The sequence below is a fragment of the Paenibacillus sp. BC26 genome (genome assembly GCF_900116125.1).
Taxonomy (GTDB): Bacteria; Bacillota; Bacilli; order Paenibacillales; family Paenibacillaceae; genus Paenibacillus_Z; species Paenibacillus_Z lignilyticus.
Window position 1 is genome coordinate 2,802,295 of sequence record NZ_FPAD01000001.1, and the last position, 17,505, is coordinate 2,819,799.

Below are 17,505 nucleotides of genomic sequence, written 5' to 3' on the forward strand. Positions count from 1 at the left end.
CCGCTATCTCGTCACAGAAGCCGGAACAGTTCGTTGAGTTGATCAATCGTATGTAATGGTTTGGCCTTCAAAGCATCGTTCCAGTTATGCTTGCCACGAATCCATATCGTTCCCATCCCTGACATCGATGCTCCTTCAATATCATTGATTGGATGGTCTCCGACATAAATACATTCTTCGGGCGCTACTTGAAGTTTATCGATCGCCATTTGGAAAATTCGCGCATCGGGCTTCTTCACCCCAGCCTCTTCGGATACAAGAATGAACTCAAAAGCATCCCGAATTCCCAATTGATCTATCTTTCCGTACTGGACGGCATTTCTCCCATTGGTAATTAACCCTGTTCGATATTTCCCTCTTATGTAAGAGATGACATCCGCGGCTTGATCCATTAATATGGCGTGTTTGATAAACTCACGTTTATAGTACTCTGCTAAATCCGCATGGGTGAGCGATTCTCGCCATGGCAGTTCTGCAAGCAGCTCAGCAAATAACACATTTCTGTCCTTGTAGCCATCTAGATCCAGCTCCATCATTCGGTCAAAGACGGGCTGAGTCGATTCGAGGTGATTGAAGTAATGACCCAGGAACGCATTCGTAAAATCGCCAAACATTCGGGTTCGATCCAGAATCGTATTATCCAAATCAAAAAAAACCGCTTTAATCGAATTCTGCATTGGCGCCTCCCGGATCCTAGTCGAATTGAAACTAATCTATGAAATCTATCTTACCCTTGGGCATTCAGAGAAAATGTTGCAGATTGTACAACATTCTAGCGATTCTACTGGCTAGATACAGCCTAATGCTGCACAAAATGCAACATTCTTGAGAGCTGCAAAATAAGCAACATTTGACTACCTTCGGCTGCAAACTCGAACAGTTCTCCACCCGCCGCGCTATTAATACAAAATCTCATACCGATCAATCGTCTCTTCTTTAAAGACGGTTTTCGAATGTTGAATCGCATCCGTAAGTCGCTGAATCGTGAAGCTGGAGATCGGTCTCGGCAGTGCTTCCAGATCGAAAAAGCCGTATTGATCGATTTCATTGTTATCTATGCGTATGGTGCCTACATAGTGATCCGCTTTAAAGGTATATATGTATCGGTTCTTATGCGGTTGATAATAGACCCCCGACAGCTCCATGTCGCGAACGCTAATGCCGGCTTCTTCTTGCAGCTCCCGCTCGGCCGCAGCCCATGCGGATTCCCCATCGTCGACCATGCCGCCGGGGATGGACCATTTCTTCTTCCCATACGTTTGACGAACCAGCAGCACTCTGTTCTGTTCATCGATGATGATAATTCCTGAAGCATCCTGACCTTTTGGCACCGGAATCCCTCTTTTCGAATATTTTCAAATGATCCCGCCTCACTCCTGCTCCGTCATCAGTCTCTCCAGCAACGCCTTAAGCGTACTTCCGATTTCGACTTGCTTCCCATTGTTGATTTGGATATCGCCTTCCGTATACCCGTTAAACTGATCGATCCAACCGACGTTCCCTGAAGTGCCGGCATGCCTTGTAGTGATTACGAAGTGGTGGCCCGCTTGCTTCAAACGCTCTGTTTCGGGTGCAGCCTTAAGGTCTGTATACATATGCCGAATCTCATCCGGATCGGTAACGACCACGGTTTTCCAACCTCGATCGACATCAGCGATTTCCATCACTATTGATTTGGGGTAATGCCACCAGCTATACAACGTCACATTATCGCGATGGAATGTCACCGGATTGAATAGATACAAGGAATGAATCAGCAGGATGCCTGTTAGGAACAACAAAACAACACCCGCTGCGATCATTCGCTTCCCTCTACTAAAACGCATGCCCGAACGCCTTCTCGAATAACGAGCGGGTAAAGGCTTCAAACTGAGGATTGGACTCATAGTAAACCTCCCCGATTCCATTGGGAGTAAACCCCATTGTTTTTACATCCCCTTCAAACAAGCTGATGCCAAACACATAACCCGCTCGATCCTCTTGATTATCATCCGGTTTCAGCTTCAAATCCTTCACCTGATTGATCCACTGCGATATCGTTTCTTTATCTTCCACCGTGGCACGTTCCCCGGAGGAACCATTCAAGAGCTCCATTCTCGTAACCTTCCGAATATCCCCGGGATAGGCATCTCCGAGAGTAATCGGACGCAATTTGGCAGCGCTTCCGCCAAGATGAAATTGACAGCCGGCCAAGAAGATAATCAAGAGCAGTATCGTTATTCTTTTCATGCCGTAACCCTCCGGACGTTAGGATCAAATATTTCTATATCCTACCAACGTCACGCTTTGCCATAATGTTTCACTGCTGCCCTCTCTCAATCCTCTACCAATATCGAATCTTATTGATGCGAGACAATACGGCGCAAACTAAATAGAGGAGGCAGCAAACGCCAAATAGGACAAACATACTGGAAGAGAATAACATAAAAATGCTAAACGGAACACTCCAAAGAAACGCAGCGAGCATGATGATGACCCGAGATTGCAACAAGCCAATGCCAAATAAACAAGCAGGCAGGACTAACATCAGAAAGGATTGAGTCGGATCAACCTTGTTCATCCCCTCGAAAAAAGGGTCCTGCCAAACTAAAACCATCCAAAGCAAAGACGTGAGGATGGATGCGGCATAACCGACGATTTCGATATGCGGGTTTTTAATTTTGTTCAGCACGCTGTTCCACCTCCGATAGGATCATCGAGTTTATATCTCTATCCTAAACGAAAGTGCCCCGCTTCGAACTTAATTAATTCTAAAATTTTACTTTTTTAAAACGTGAATACAATTTTCAATAAAAAATGCAACCCCCTCCATTACTTGTAGGGATTGCATTTGTATGAGGTGTTCGTTATTAAGATAAGGTGCTTAATGCACTCGAAGTAAAGGGCAACAGTTCATCCTTTTTGCCTTCCCTAATTTTGCGAGGCCACTCCGGATCAACCAGAATCGCCCTGCCGACAGCAACGAGGTCAAATTCTTCATGTCCCAGACGGACAAGCAGCTTATCGATGCTTTCAGTTCCGGAGCTTTTTCCGGCAAAGGACCCGAGAAACTCCCCATCAAGTCCAATAGATCCGACCGTAATCGTCGGTTTCCCGGTTAATTTTTTGACCCATCCGGCAAAATTAAGCTCGGACCCTTCAAACTCCGGCTCCCAGAAACGGCGAGTAGAGCAATGAAACATGTCAACGCCGGCTTCGACCAAAGGAGCCAAGAACCGCGCAAGCTCATCTGGATTAACAGCCAATTTATAATTGTAATCGGTGACCTTCCATTGCGAGATCCGCAGACAGATAGGGAACTCGGGACCAACGGCAAGGCGACAGGCTGCAATGATTTCAGCCGCGAAGCGAGTGCGCTCCACAAGGCCTCCCCCATATTGATCCGTACGCTGATTGGTTTTGTCCCAGAAAAATTGATCGATTAAATACCCATGAGCGCCGTGAATTTCAATCCCATCGAAGCCAAGACGCTTCGCATCGGCAGCTCCCTGAGCAAAAGCCTGAACAATTTCGGTGATTTCCGCTTGCGTCAACGGTTCATTTACTTTAACACCTTCAGCAGTAAGACCAGACGGACCAACGGGTAACGCATTCACATTGGGAAGATTGCCGATTTGGCGAACGGTACCTTGATGCCACAGCTGTGGAAATATAAGGCCGCGGGCTTCATGCACCGCTTTGACAACTTGAGCCCAGCCCTGCAGCGCTGCTTCACCAAAGAAACTGGGATAATTGGGGCTGCTTGAAGCAGCGGGATGATTAATTAGAGTGCCTTCTGTTATGATGAGTCCCACTCCACCTTCAGCTCTGCGACGGTAATAGTCAGCAACATTCTGACCCGGCACTCCATCCGGAGAGAACCCTCTGGTCATCGGTGCCATCACGATGCGATTCGGTATAGTAAGATCTCCCAGCTGAAATGGCGTAAATAAAGGTTTTAAAGCTGCAGTGTGGTTAGGTGAGTTCGATTGCGTCATTATTTATTCCTCCTTTGGATTAGAGCGATAAGCTACTGAACGTCCAACACTTCATCCAGCTTGACCGAGTAATAAAGGATAGCTCGCTTATAATCGCGAATACCCGCATCCTCGCTTGTTTCAGCAAGCTCTCGTAACATAATTGCCATGGCGGCGCTGAAATCCTTTAAGTTATACAGCACCATCGCATAGAAAACGTGAAGCTCTCGGCATTCCGGAAATTCAGAGAGTCCCTGCTCAAAGATCGCTTTAGCTTCCGTATACTCTCCTAATACTCGAAACGTGCTGCCAAGCCCCAGATATGCGCCTTGCCGATCTTTACCCGTGATACCAAGCGCAAGCGCCTGCCGATAATAAGGGATCGCTTCTCGTTCCAACTCCAATACATCATGTGCCCAAGCGCACTGATACCACACCTGCGGATTGTCTACGTCCTTCTTCACCAATGTAAGCAACAGTTGACGCGCCTCTTCCAATTGCCCCGCCTCTCGCAGCGAAATGGCTTTATGTAGATCATCCATTCCTTAGGTCCCCCTTGCTTGCCAATATCGAAATGAACCATAAACCGTAAGCAGAAACAGGACATATACGCCTGCCACAAGCAGCAACGACTGCCAGTCTCCCGAGATGTGATCACCGATAAAAGCAAAAATCAGCATCGCCGGCAATTTGCCAAGCAGAGATGCCAGGGCATAAGACAAGAACGGAAGTGCCGCAACGGCTGCATACAAATTCACCGCAGTCTGCGGCAGAATCGGCATCAGCCGTGCAAGCAGAATCGATCGGAACGGGTGACGCTCCACCATCGTTGTCCACCGATCCGTCAGTTGATAGCGCCTCAGCAGCTCTCGACCTCGCTCACGAAGAGCGTAACGAAATAAGCCATACATGAAGATTGCGGCAAGCCATGCACTGATCAAACTGAACAGCGCACCCAGCAGAGGTCCATACAGAAATCCCATCGTGCCGATCACAACGCTGAAAGGGATGACGGGAATGCACGCAAGGCCGGTCACAAGCAGCATAATAAGCAGAAACGGCGCTTCCCCTTCTTTCATCCAATCGAGCAGCTCGGTTTTGTAATACCATACAATCGCAATAATTAATGCGTACCCGACGATAATCAACCCGCGTTTCAACGCACGTACACCCGCTTTCTATTGGCGATTATCGCATATTCGATTTATAAGATGCAAGAAATGGTAACTTGGGACAGGCATAAGAAAAGAACACCCCCGGAATCGCGGCAGCATCTGCCTGCTTCTCTAAGGGTGTTCTTATCTGTTCCAAAGACTCGTCTGTTACAGCACTTTGCGCATGTTGACATGCGGAATGTTGGCGTCAAGGAATGGCTCTTCCGATTCCGTTACATACCCCAGCTTCTGATAAAAGCCTTCAGCCGTGCACTGCGCGCCTAATATGGATGAAGTGTAGCCGCTCACGCGAGCGTCCTGCTCCATCACTTCGATCAGCTTCTTGCCAACGCCGTGTCCGCGGTAAGGGAGCAGAACCGCAATTCGCTGCAGTTTTGCAACGCCGGGCTCATATTCTTTCCATCTTCCTGCTGCAATCGCTTTGCCATTATCCTTCACGACAAAATGATGACAAGCATCCGGCGAGACATCATATTCGTCCCGCTCCAGATCCGCAGGCACCTTCTGCTCATCCACGAACACTTCGAATCGTACGGCAATCGCTTCTTCTAACAAATCCGTTGTAGTAGCTCGCATATAATCCACGAATAAATACCTCTTTCACATTTATAAAGTATGAACCGGCGTGGTGTCGGAAGACCGAGCGCCCGGAACATCGTAGTAATTTGCCGCTTCTCCGCTCAGAAAAGGGTTTAGCGTGTTGCCCACCGCGAACAGATGCAGCTCATGCATCGCGCGCGTACATACGGTATAGAACAACCGGCGTTCGCTCTCTTTCACATAGCCTGAGGAAGCAGCAGATGCATCATACACCAGAACCGCGTCAAACTCCACCCCTTTGGCAAGGTACGATGGAATGACGACAATACCCGGTTCAAAGGTTGCCGTTTCTTTCTCGATCAGCCTAACCTTACTGTCATTGCGAAGCGCTTCATAAGCGATTGCACTTTGCACGGCTGTTTTGCAGATAACGGCAATCGTGCGGTTGCCTTCTGCAGCCAGCTCTTCGATACGGGCTTGAAGGAGACGATGCAAATCCTCCTCATCAGCCGCTATCGTTAAAGTGGGCCGCTTGCCATCCCGATTGAACGGTTGAATCTCGCTGCCTCCGGGAATGAGCTGGCTGGTGAATTCCACGATGGGACGCGTGGAGCGATAGCTCTGCTTCAGCACCACCGTCTCCGTTTCTTCCTGCGGATACAGAGCGGCAAGGGCGGCAAAACCTGTATGCTCATCCGATGCAGCGTGTGCATTGATCGATTGATTGAGATCGCCGAGCGCGGTTACGCGGCTAAACGGAAACAACCGCTTCAAATACGCGAATTGGAATGCCGTATAATCCTGCGCCTCATCCACAAGGATATGACGTACAGAGGTATTCGTTTGGAATCCGCGGATTCGCTCGATCACATATAGGAACGGCGTGGCATCCTCATACGCCATCGTCCGATTTTGCAGCCGTGAGGTTGTTTGTTTGCAAATGTCCGGCCATTCCCGTGGCAACGGCTTGCCGATGGAACCGGCCAAACTCGCTGCGAATGCCGAATCGCTGAACAGCTTCGCATACGCCGCCTTCAGATCGACAAAAGCAAGTTTGCGCACGCGGGCGCGGATCGGCTTAAATTGCTCCTGCACGACATACTGGCCCAGCAGCTCGCGTTCCCGATCGAAATCGTCGAACGTATCTTCTCTGTTCTTGCGATTTTGCCGCTTCAAGCTCTGATGCGCCTTCAAATACGTATCTTTATCCAGCAGCTCAACCGCTTCGTCCACCCACGCCTCTTCCAGAGCCGCTATCTGCCGTTCCTTCAATAAGCCAAGCAGCCATTCCGCAACGAGACGAAGCCGGTTCGGAATCGCGATCGCGCTATCAAGCGCGTAGAAGTATTCCCCAATCTGATCGGCCGAAACAAGCAGCTCATCACGGAATGTAACATCGCGGAACTTCAGCCCTTCTTGACCCAGGACGCCGAGATAACGTTCAATTAGTGCGACAAAGTCAGTCGATGCTTTATAGCGAATACCCGCCATCCGAGCCTGGTAACCGGAATCTTGCTCCGAGGTAAGGGCGTACTCCAGCTGCGCGTATGGATTTTCCAGCTTAAACGATTTTCCCATTCGAATCGCTAAGTAGTCTTGAAACGTCGTTTGCTGCATGTTTTCTTCGCCCAGCTCAGGCAATACCGTCGAAACGTAGCTGTTGAACATCGGGTTCGGCGAGAACAGCACAATTTGATCGGCGCTCAGCGTTCCGCGGAAGCGGTACAACAAATAGGCAACCCGCTGCAGCGCAGCTGAAGTTTTACCGCTTCCCGCCGCACCTTGAACGAGCAGCAGACGGCTTCGCTCATCACGGATAATCCGATTTTGCTCCCGCTGAATGGTCCCGACGATGCTCTTCATCGCTGCATCCGACTGCTTGCCCAGCACCTCTTGCAGCAGCTCGTCGCCGATAGTCACACCTGTATCAAATAAACTGCGGATCTCCCCGTCCCTAATGACAAACTGCCGCTTCAGCTTCAGCTCGCCGTGAACCGTTCCCATAGGTGTCTCCACCTGAGCCGGACCCGGGGGATAGTCGTAATAGAGACTCGCAATCGGCGCACGCCAGTCATAAATGAGATAGTCTTCATCCGCTGCATCACGCAGCGATGCGATGCCGAGGTAAACTTGATCGACACCTTCGCCATTCTCTTGAAAATCAATCCGTCCAAAATATGGCGACGACTTCAGCTTCCTCAGCGTCTTCAGCTGCATCGCAGCTTGACGATGCGTCCGTTCGCGCTCTGAGAGAACCTCCGCCTGTTGCTTCAAGCTTGCATAGGATTCCGCCATTTCAACCGAATCTTCGAAGTTGACGGTTACTTCATCCCAGAAGTTCTTGCGGATATCGACCATTTCTTCTCTTGTATCCGCCGTTTGCTGTTCCAGCGTTTCCATACGCTGCCCGATCTGTTTGACGACCGAGATTACACGTGCTTGCTCTGACTTCCACACATTGTCTTGACTCAACCTAAACCCATCCTCTCTTGAGAATCAATCAACCCGCCCCGTATACCGGGAAACCGCAGCCGATTCATCTCCAGGCTTTAGAGAAAGATACCTTGCATATCGTTCATCACCGAAACATCGTGCAGATCAATGTCACATGTCATTCCTATTATAGAATTAATCGGGTTTTGGCGACAGCCGTTTCTTCTTATATATGTATACACAAGAACTCCCCTCACCACAAGTGCGCCGAAATCGGCACCTCACTTATGGAGGAAGGAGTTCTTGTTCGTTATTTCCCTGCGGTTGTTAGCGCATTGCCGAATACTTTGGCTTCCTTCTGCGCTTCAGCGATCGCCTTTTCCTTAATAGTGGCTGCCTGATCGGGAGCGGCGGCCATGCCTTCAACGAAAATACCTTTGAAATCCGTAATGCCAATGAACTGCATGATCTTGGACAAATGCCTATGCCCGCTTTCGAAATCCATAGCCGGACCTTCAGTGTAAACTCCGCCGCTCGCCTGAATGTGAATAGCTGATTTATCCGGCAGAAGCCCGACCGGACCTTCCGCGGTATATTTGAACGTCTTGCCCGCAACACAAATCGCATCAATATAGGCCTTCACAATCGGAGGATAAGAGAAGTTCCACATCGGCGTGACGAACACATACTTATCCCCTGCGACGAACTGATCGGCCAATTCGCCGAGCCGCGTCACCTTCTGCTGCTCCTCGGACGACAGCTCGTCAAAGCTGCTTCCGCCTCTTAACTTGCCCCAGCCACTGAACACATCGGCATCAATATAGGGGATTTGAATGCTGTACAAATCCAAATGCTCGACTTCGTCCTGCGGGTACGATTCTTTATAAGAATCAATGAATGCTTTGCCAACGGCCATACTATACGAAGCCTGATGATCGTGAGGATGCGCAGTAATATACAGAAGCTTTGCCATGAAGTAGCGATCCCTGCCTCTTCGTTAGATTGACGAACACGCTGATTAGAGTGTACCGGCACGAGGCGAACAATGTACGGCGAAGCGCTGCATGTCAGGAAGTGTTGTTGGAGATAATGTCAAAAAGTACGCGGATTACGTTGAATTGTGTCTCTGTCCTTCATTAACCCGCGAAAGCATAAGCCCGCTAACGAACAAGATGATCGACCCCAAATAAAACATCAAATCAAGCGTGAACAAATCAATGAGGAAACCGCCGGCCATAACAGCGATTCCGGAGAAAACAGACACCCCGACATGGTAACGCCCGATTTGCTCGCCACGGCGACCTTCCTCCGTCAGATCGGCAAGCAGAGCCTTCTCGCAAGTCCGCTGCATCGCTCCAAACGCGCCCATGGCAATTTGCAGCGCATAAACCTGCCAGATGCTTGACACGATTGGGAATAAAAGAAACAATACCGCGGTCCCCCAAGCACTTAGCAGAAGGAATATTTTACGGCCGTATTTATCAGATGATTTGCCAAACCACCAGTTCAAATAAGCCGAACAGAGCGTAAACAAGCCATAGGCAATGCCGTATTGCGTAAAGTCTCCGCCGATTTCCTTCACGAAGATCAGATAGAACGGGAACACAATTCCGGAACCGAACGTCATCATGCTTTGCGACAGCATCATCAAACGCATCGTCTTCGTCATTTGGCATACCTCGCATAAAGCTCATTTTGGAATAACAGACCCGGGTCAACTCGTCGCTTGGCTTCAAAGAACGCATCCGTCTTCGGATATGCAGCGCGAAGCTGCTCGCCATCGGCAAACAGCTGATACGGCAAATAGTACGTCCCATCATTGCGGAGCGCTAAATCGATCAACCGCCGAGTGGATGCTGCAAGCTTCTCTATCTCGGCCGCGGAGCGTTTATTGTTAAAGAGCAGCACAAATGCGAAACTGTCATGCTTCGCATAAGAGAGCGCGGACTCTTCGTTCCGGGGTACATAACGGACCGTTATATTGAGCAAATTAAGCTTATCCTCGCGCATAATCGTCCGCATCCCGTCGACAAACGGCTGAAAGCGATCAAGCGGCACGAAATACTCCTGCAATAAATCCGTCCGCTGCGTATCGGCGTATTCCATAAACTTAGCGGCCGGGCGCATCGCGTTGTTTCGTGAAATCAGGTCGCCGTCGCTGAGGAGATAACCTTTCTTCTGCAGCTTCCAGACGAGCTCCTTGCCCCACTCCGATTTGCGTGACAAACCAAATACGAACTTCGTAATCCCCGTGCTTGCAAAATTCTCCTCTCGAAGCTCCCTCAGATTATCGTTCAACGGCTCATTCGTCCGCTCATAGGTCGTAACGAACATGTCGGTCAGGAAAGAATCTGGTGACACGGACAAACGTGCAATGGCCATGGCGATTGAGGGCTGCTCCAGCACCTCTTTATTGAAGAGCTCCGGAAATGCCTCATAATGAACAGGCACGACATGCTGCATATACACTTCATCCTCTGTCAAATCCAGCGTCACATCCAAGATGACGCCGAATAGTCCATAACCGCCGATAACATTCGCGAACAGCTCCGGCTCTTCCGATCTGCTCACCTGTACAATATCCCCATCTGCCTTCATCAGCCGAAACGATTGAACCGACTGGGCGAAAGGGCCTTCGCGGATATCCCGCCCATGTGCATTCACGCTCATTGTGCCGCCGACAGTGAACAGATTCTGCGATTGCATGATTCGAAGCGAGAGGCCAAGCGGATTCAGAGCCTCTTGGATTTGCTCCCAAGTCGCACCGGACTGGACGGTTATTTCCTTGCGTTTCTCATCGAGTTGAATAATGCGATGATAGGGCTTCATATCGAGCACGATCGCGTTCTCTATGAAGGTTTGCCCGCCTTGGCTATGACTTGCCCCGGAAACAGAGATTGGCAGCCCTCTTCGTTTGGCTTCCGCAAGAGCTCCCTTAATATCCGTCGTTTCATGCACATGAACTGTTTTAAAGATGCGAACCTCCATTAGCCGACTAACATCGCTCGCATACTCGTTATCCTGAACATGGAGTCGGATTATGACCGAACCCGCAAGCATGCTTACATAGATTAAGATTGCCAGAAGGATAACCGGCCCACTCCGAAACTTTCGAACGGGTCCGGCAGACGGTTCGATATCGATCAAACCAACACCTCCACCTGCTTCAAGATCACTTGGATAAAATGCTGTGCAGCAGGCGGCGGCGCTTCCCCTTCCCTCGTATACAGAACGATCGGATTGCGAAGTTCCACGCCTTCCACTTCCACTCGGGCAAGCTCCCCGCGCGATACGGCGCGACTTGCTTCAAGTGAAGATACGAACGATACGCCTAGTCCTGCAGCCGCGGCATGAAGCGATTCATGTACGCCGCTCACCTGCAAGGCTTCTCTGGGCAGGCTCATTCCTTGGACACGGCATAACGAGAGCAGCCTCTCTCGGGCTGCACTGCCGGGTTCACGCATGATGAACGGCTCTTTCATAAGTGCTGCAAAAGCCAGCCGCTTCCCTGCATAACGGTGATTCGCCGCTACGACAAACCAGAGCTCATCCTCCTGCAGCAGCTTCCGCTCCAGTCCGGGACGAGACTCTCCTCCTCCGCCAATGACAGCGATATCGGCTTTATAATGCTGAAGTGCTCCAAGCGCATCGCTTGCGTTCAGCGTCTGCATGGAGACATGAACAGCCGGACAAGCGGCTCTGAAGGAAACCAATTGTTCGGGTAACAGGAAGTTAGCCGGCAATGAAGTTGCCGCAATACGCAGCTCGCCCGCTTCACCGGAGCGATATAACTCCAGATCACGTGATATTTCATTCTGGAGCGCAAATAGCTTGGCCGCATGCTTGGCCACTCGTGCGCCGGCTTCGGTGAGCAAAATCCCCCTGCCCTTAGGCGCTAGCAGCGTGAGTCCAAGCTCGGCTGCCATGTTGCGCACATGCGCGGTAACTGCCGGCTGGCTGATACGAAGAATTTCAGCGGCTCTTGTAACGCTGCCCGAAGCAGCGACATGGTGAAAGACAATAAGTCCGTACAGGTTCATCGTTTCGTTAAAGCCTCCCTATTGAGACAGACAGCTTATTTAAGTACGTTATATCATAACTAATAGTTATGATAACCATAAAACTCTATATTGGAATTATTAATGATTTCAATTTATTGTATGAAGTATAAAGCGGCTTCACAAGCGAACAAACATTAAAGAACGGCTAAAGGGAGAGCGAGATCATGCAGGCAGCTTGTATGGAATGCGGGACCCAGGTGGGACTGGAACGTCAACCGATGCAGTATCATTGTGGTGTATGCGGAGGTTTACTGCGAATCGTTCATGATTTCAGTCAGGTGGATGCTGCGCGGCTGAAACGGGTATTCGATGAGCGGCGCGGAATTCGGAACTGTATTGCGGCCAGCGGGGTATGGCGTTATAAGGAGCTCATTGCTCCGGAGCTGCCGGACGATGCCGTCGTGACCCGAAACGAAGGCAATACAGGGTTGTACGAACCAGCACCGGTAAAGGAGTTTGCAGGCGTTCGCCGCCTATACTTGAAAGCTCAAAGTGAGAATCCGAGCGGCTCCTTCAAGGACAACGGCATGGCCGTTGCCGTGTCACACGGCAAGTGGCTCGGCTACTCTACCTTCGCCTGCACCTCGACCGGCAACACTTCATCGTCACTGGCTATGTATGCTGCCATAGCAGGCATGCAGGCCATGGTATTGGTGCCAAGCAGCGAAGTTTCCCCCAACAAAGTGCTGCAAACCCTGGCGTATGGGGCAACGGTAAATACGTTCGGCGGCACCTACGATGATGGTATTCGATGGTTAAGCAGCAACGCCGAGCAGCAAGGCATGTATGTGTGCAATTCGATGAATCCGCTGCGGATTGAAGGCCAGAAAAGCATTATTTTCGAGCTTGCCCATGATCTCGAATGGCAGCTGCCCGACTGGATTGTACTGCCGGGAGGCGCGCTCAGTAACGCAGCTGCTCTTGGACAAGGACTGCATGATCTCTACGCACTGGGGTTCATTAACAGGCTTCCGAAAGTGGCCGTCATTCAAGCCGAGGGTGCAAGTCCCTTCCATCGCATGGTCGCCGCCTCCCATCGGACGCTCACGCCGGAACCGAAACCTTCAACGCGGGCGTCTGCGCTGAATATCGGCAATCCGCCGAGCTGGCTAAAGGCATTGCGCATGCTCGAAATGACGGAAGGCGTAACCGCTGCCGTCAGCGACGCGGAGATCATGGAAGCCAAAGCCTGCATCGATCGCAGCGGAATTGGCTGCGAACCCGCTTCCGCCGCAGCCGTCGCCGGTCTGCGCAAGCTCGTCCGCAAAGGTGTTATCACGCCGGAGGAAACGGCGGCATGCATCCTCACCGGCAGCATGCTTAAAGATACCGATGCCATCCGCGAATTCCATATGGACGGAATGCTGAGCGCACCGCCGCTGCTGCGAAACACGATACGCTCTGTTACACTTAGCAGCCGCGATGGCATACTGGCGAAATAAAAAGGCTGAGCGGCAAAATCCGCTCAGCCATAGCTTGCAAAAACCACTAATTTCACCCTAGCTTCCGTTCACTTACCCTTTTCACCTGAGGCATGGCGAAACGATAGGAACAAACCCGCGGCCATGGATAGGGACTGCGATCTAACGGTTGTCAGAGCGCTTATTTGATCCTTTTTGGCTTTGCAGGTTCTCTAACGGTTGCCAGAGACCTTATTTGCCCGTTTACAGGAGGAAACCCTAGCTCAATCGTGAACTAGCCTCTCTGGCAACCGTTACAATTGTGAATCGCCGCAAAACCGGACATTAGGCTCCCTGGCAACCGTTAGATTTCGGAGCGACGATCTCGGCAGCCTGAAACGGAACGGTAACCTCTGCTCAGCCATCTACCGTTCTCTTATCCGGCCCAATCCTGCTTATATAACTTGTAGCTATTAAATTGTTCATCATCGAATTCGACGATACCTTGGTACGCGAACCCGCATTTTCGGATGACTCTATTCGATGGCTCGTTTCGCTGAAGCGCTATAGCATTAAGCACTTCTACATTGGAGTGTTCAAACAAGTAACGGATTAACCCTTCTGCCGCCTGCGTGGTGTATCCTTTTCCCCGATGATCTTTTGATATCGCATACATAATCTCACGGTTAGGAGCGGGCAGCTCATCCTTTATTCCCGTGCAGCACCAGCCGATAAGCTCTCCCGATTCTTTATGAACAATGCCCAGACGAAGGCGCAATTCACCGATGTCCCCACCCTCGTCTGATATCGCGCGTAGAAACGCTATATTCTCTGGCAGCTCGTAGTTGATGAACCAATCTTCCCGTTGTTCTCTCGCTACATTCCAACCCGGCAAGAACTCATAGATCTCGGGCTGCCAGGTCAGGGAATGAAACGACTCCAGATCTGCCGGGATGAACGCTCTTAACACAACGTCCTTGCAATCAATCGTAAACACGTCCATTTTTACTCTCCCGAAGCGGTAATGATCAGCATTTGATTGGCATTTCTTTGGAATTCATAGCTTGTATCTTGGATCTCATAGCTCCAGCCCATTTCTCGAATAAAGCTCAGCATCTCATCAACAAACGCAGAACGTTCACTGGTTTGATCGACGAGCGGGAATAGGCGGATCTCTCGTCTGGTTACCCGCATGAGCTCGGCAAGCGTAGCTTTGTGGAAGCTTAGATCCAGCCGGTCCGCATACATAAATAAGAAATGCGCCGACAACGTTAAATCGAATTGTTGATCTGCAAACGGCAGTTGAGGCAAGGCTGCAGCCACATAACGATGTGGATTAGCGATCATATCGTTCGTGCAGTCTAGTAAAGCTTTCGATCGCGTCGCGTGCAGCTCATCCGCAGTTTCGAAATAATCCCACTTGTAATTTTGTTTCACCTTCTCAATATTCGCGATACCGTGTTCCAGATCTTGCAGCCCTTTTTCTCTAAGCGACTCCACGGGATGATAATAGGCGATATCAGCAGCTGTAACGTCTCCGCCAAGCTGGTTCGCAATTGCCGTAAATGAGCAGGCTCCGGATGGACAATCCAATATTTTGTTATCGAATAGGTCCTCCTTAGACACATTGAAAATATCGCGATATTCCTCAAACGTTCGGCCGATGAAAATAATACGCTCAAGATCGAGTCCTACATTCGTGTTCGACATGACAGATCCACTCTCTTTCCTCGCAAGGGTTACTTCGAACTTCTCCGTTTTCGGGAGACTCGTCCTCAATCAGGCACTTCAATAAACTCCGAAATTCTAATCTTTAATAACGCAATCAGCTCTTCATCCATGAAACCATACTCATCCGGGATATCGAGTCTGATTTTATATCGATCACCTTTAATTATGAATTTTGACCTTGTCCACGCCGTAGTTCTTGATCGTCTGCCCTATGGTCTCATTGTTTCTCTCATCCCATACGAAACTTAATTCAAACGTTCCCGGTTCAAAAAACAACGGAAATCTGCGCTTAAACCAATCCTGCATAGGCAGCTCTAGAGCATCTTCGATTTCCACCCATATCAGCTCCCCTTCCGGCGGATTGCTGAGCAGCTCTCCTTCAAACGAAGTAGCCAAATAATTAAAGACCATATACCGCAAGCCTTGTTCAGGTTCGCAGAATTCATCCAGCCCTTTATAGATGATGTCTTTTACGATCAAACCTGTCTCTTCTCTTACTTCTCGTATGGCCCCATTTACGATACTTTCCGGAAAATCGACCTTACCTCCCGGAGCGATGTAGCCGGGAAAACCGCGCTTATCGGGTCTATTCATTAATAGCACTTTCGTTCCGTCCTGCACCATGCACATCGTGTAAATTTTGTGTGTGACATTCGTTGGCAAACTGATTCACTCCATCTATGATCGGCCGACTGAGCCTCGAAATTGATATTCCATGATCAACAATTGCCCATCGTAAATCAAAGGTTCAAATCCTCACTTCTCATAACATCTAATCGCTCTGTAATTTGAACTCGATAGCTTAACTAAGTTATCTGAGTGATGGATGAATCGATTTAAGTCTGTATTTGTCCCCGAATCTTTTTTCATAGGAAATGATGTAATCCTTGTCTATTTCAATTAATCTGGAAATGTCTAAGGGCACTGTTATTGTTCTTTCTCGATTCCCTAAATTCACTACCGTAATTTCATCTTCACCTACTTGTTTAACAGTGGCTAATTCATAGGTGGAAGAGCCATAAGCATTCCAACATGTAATGAATAGAACTACTAAAGCAACGAGCACGATTAATTTTCTAATAGACAAAAACACGACTATAATCTCCCCTCAACAAAGAAACTACACCGCTCTTCTAAGACAGAAAGTTAACTCATTACGGTTGCTCGTACTTATCCACAATCATCCATTTCCCATGATCTAGCCTGACAGGTTACGGCTTGATCTTTTTCGGGATCGAAGTCGTGACATACTCCGTGTTCTTGATCATCTTTGCGATATAAAATAGTTGCCCTAAATGTTCCGAGAAATGAGCCGCACATTGAATGAGTACTTCCAGATGGGTTCTTTCCTTGTTTCTAACGACCTGCATCTTGTGCCAATCTTCGGTAGACATGTCCTTGATCGATTCAATCATGATCGTAAAGGAATCGCGCGTTATATCGAGCAGTTCCGGTTGCGTTCTATGCAATTCTTCAAACTCTTCATCTCTGTTTCTCACAGTATTTCGCTTCAGAATGCCGTTCAATACTCGTTCATTAATGTTGCCGCTGATATGTACGATCAAGTTCGCGATACTGTTGCTCGATTCATTCGGACGCCAATTGACTTCATCATCGTTAAGCTGCTCGAGTACGGACTGCATCCTTCGTTCAATTTCCTCGAATTTGCTTATCAGAATGCTTTTTATTTCTTCCATGTTTATCACCTGCCATTCGGAATGGGGATCGGTTATGAAATTTAGTTCAAGTCCTTCTTGTAGTAATAGTGTTTATTGCCTAATGGAGCATTCACGATCACCCCGATTTCCGTATAGCCGTACTTCTTATAGAATTCAGGAGCTTGGAAACTGAACGTATTTAGCTTGATGAATGTACAGTCCTTCGCTCTTGCAATCTGCTCCGCTTCCTCCAATAGCTGCTTACCGTGTCCTTGCCGCTTGTGATCGTCATGAACCCATAAAATATCAATTTCCATCCAGTTCCAACACACAGCACTGTTAAGACCTGCAATAATCTCGCCTTTATCATTCTTCAAGCATAGATTAACTTCCTCATACCGGCCGTTTGGCACATGCCGCGCATTGAATTCGATCAGCTTATTTCGCACATAGGCTGCATCATCCGAAGAGCCCGCTTGTATCTGATGAGGAGTGCCGGCCAAGCTATCATCTGAGCGATGGACCTTACTATTAACGGACGTAAACGTTTG

The 17,505-nt window shown here is 49.2% G+C and carries 20 protein-coding genes; 1 reads left to right on the forward strand and 19 read right to left on the reverse strand.

Annotated elements, in window-relative coordinates:
* Positions 1-11: 11 nt before the first annotated feature.
* The 14 genes from BM412_RS12270 to BM412_RS12335 all read right to left on the reverse strand — a co-directional run bounded on the left by BM412_RS12270 (position 12) and on the right by BM412_RS12335 (position 12,144).
* On the reverse strand, positions 12-677 hold the full coding sequence (locus tag BM412_RS12270; RefSeq protein ID WP_091218108.1) for an HAD family hydrolase: 666 nt from the start codon (positions 675-677) through the stop codon (positions 12-14).
* A gap of 222 nt (positions 678-899) precedes the next feature.
* Positions 900-1,331, reverse strand: a complete 432-nt coding sequence (locus tag BM412_RS12275) for an NUDIX domain-containing protein (protein WP_177245801.1) — start codon at positions 1,329-1,331, stop codon at positions 900-902.
* A gap of 39 nt (positions 1,332-1,370) precedes the next feature.
* Positions 1,371-1,826, reverse strand: coding sequence for a hypothetical protein (locus tag BM412_RS12280; RefSeq protein ID WP_143111608.1), 456 nt, complete (start codon positions 1,824-1,826; stop codon positions 1,371-1,373).
* Complete coding sequence (locus tag BM412_RS12285) at positions 1,816-2,229, reverse strand: hypothetical protein (RefSeq protein ID WP_091218117.1); 414 nt, start codon at positions 2,227-2,229, stop codon at positions 1,816-1,818. Before BM412_RS12285 ends, BM412_RS12280 begins: the two co-directional genes overlap by 11 nt.
* A gap of 94 nt (positions 2,230-2,323) precedes the next feature.
* Positions 2,324-2,671, reverse strand: a complete 348-nt coding sequence (locus BM412_RS12290; protein WP_091218120.1) for a hypothetical protein — start codon at positions 2,669-2,671, stop codon at positions 2,324-2,326.
* 178 nt (positions 2,672-2,849) lie between these two features.
* Positions 2,850-3,977, reverse strand: a complete 1,128-nt coding sequence (locus BM412_RS12295) for an NADH:flavin oxidoreductase (RefSeq protein ID WP_091218123.1) — start codon at positions 3,975-3,977, stop codon at positions 2,850-2,852.
* A gap of 32 nt (positions 3,978-4,009) precedes the next feature.
* Entirely contained in the window at positions 4,010-4,498 is a 489-nt protein-coding gene (locus BM412_RS12300; RefSeq protein WP_091218126.1) for a tetratricopeptide repeat protein, read from the reverse strand.
* A 3-nt stretch (positions 4,499-4,501) separates the two neighbouring features.
* Complete coding sequence (locus BM412_RS12305) at positions 4,502-5,116, reverse strand: TVP38/TMEM64 family protein (RefSeq protein ID WP_091218129.1); 615 nt, start codon at positions 5,114-5,116, stop codon at positions 4,502-4,504.
* 162 nt (positions 5,117-5,278) lie between these two features.
* A complete protein-coding gene (locus BM412_RS12310) occupies positions 5,279-5,707 on the reverse strand; it encodes a GNAT family N-acetyltransferase (protein ID WP_091220375.1) in 429 nt (142 codons plus the stop codon).
* Between the two features lie 30 nt (positions 5,708-5,737).
* Positions 5,738-8,143, reverse strand: coding sequence for an RNA polymerase recycling motor HelD (helD, locus tag BM412_RS12315; protein WP_256256277.1), 2,406 nt, complete (start codon positions 8,141-8,143; stop codon positions 5,738-5,740).
* Between the two features lie 271 nt (positions 8,144-8,414).
* The gene (locus BM412_RS12320; RefSeq protein ID WP_091218132.1) at positions 8,415-9,077 is read right to left on the reverse strand and encodes an FMN-dependent NADH-azoreductase; all 663 of its coding nucleotides are present in this window, start codon (positions 9,075-9,077) and stop codon (positions 8,415-8,417) included.
* Positions 9,078-9,212: 135 nt separating this feature from the next.
* Positions 9,213-9,773 (reverse strand): MFS transporter, encoded by a 561-nt coding sequence (locus BM412_RS12325; protein WP_256256278.1) that lies wholly within the window; start codon positions 9,771-9,773, stop codon positions 9,213-9,215.
* On the reverse strand, positions 9,770-11,251 hold the full coding sequence (locus BM412_RS12330; RefSeq protein WP_256256279.1) for an FAD-binding oxidoreductase: 1,482 nt from the start codon (positions 11,249-11,251) through the stop codon (positions 9,770-9,772). Before BM412_RS12330 ends, BM412_RS12325 begins: the two co-directional genes overlap by 4 nt.
* Positions 11,248-12,144 carry a LysR family transcriptional regulator gene (locus tag BM412_RS12335; protein WP_091218134.1) on the reverse strand — a complete coding sequence of 299 codons (897 nt, stop codon included), beginning with the start codon at positions 12,142-12,144 and terminating at the stop codon, positions 11,248-11,250. The genes BM412_RS12330 and BM412_RS12335 overlap by 4 nt, the downstream gene beginning before the upstream one ends.
* A 185-nt stretch (positions 12,145-12,329) precedes the next feature.
* Here BM412_RS12335 and thrC point away from each other — a divergent pair, with 185 nt between their 5' ends.
* On the forward strand, positions 12,330-13,607 hold the full coding sequence (gene thrC, locus BM412_RS12340) for a threonine synthase (RefSeq protein ID WP_091218137.1): 1,278 nt from the start codon (positions 12,330-12,332) through the stop codon (positions 13,605-13,607).
* Between the two features lie 394 nt (positions 13,608-14,001).
* Here the strand turns inward: thrC and BM412_RS12345 are convergent, their stop codons facing one another.
* From BM412_RS12345 to BM412_RS12365, 5 genes are all read right to left on the reverse strand, one after another.
* Positions 14,002-14,568: a GNAT family N-acetyltransferase gene (locus BM412_RS12345; protein ID WP_091218140.1), complete on the reverse strand. Its 567-nt coding sequence runs from the start codon at positions 14,566-14,568 to the stop codon at positions 14,002-14,004.
* Between the two features lie 2 nt (positions 14,569-14,570).
* The gene (locus tag BM412_RS12350) at positions 14,571-15,275 is read right to left on the reverse strand and encodes a class I SAM-dependent methyltransferase (RefSeq protein WP_091218143.1); all 705 of its coding nucleotides are present in this window, start codon (positions 15,273-15,275) and stop codon (positions 14,571-14,573) included.
* Between the two features lie 180 nt (positions 15,276-15,455).
* Complete coding sequence (locus tag BM412_RS12355; RefSeq protein WP_091220382.1) at positions 15,456-15,926, reverse strand: 8-oxo-dGTP diphosphatase; 471 nt, start codon at positions 15,924-15,926, stop codon at positions 15,456-15,458.
* Positions 15,927-16,507: 581 nt separating this feature from the next.
* Positions 16,508-16,993: a DUF1572 family protein gene (locus BM412_RS12360; RefSeq protein ID WP_091218146.1), complete on the reverse strand. Its 486-nt coding sequence runs from the start codon at positions 16,991-16,993 to the stop codon at positions 16,508-16,510.
* Between the two features lie 41 nt (positions 16,994-17,034).
* Entirely contained in the window at positions 17,035-17,457 is a 423-nt protein-coding gene (locus tag BM412_RS12365; protein ID WP_371264811.1) for a GNAT family N-acetyltransferase, read from the reverse strand.
* Positions 17,458-17,505: the final 48 nt, after the last annotated feature.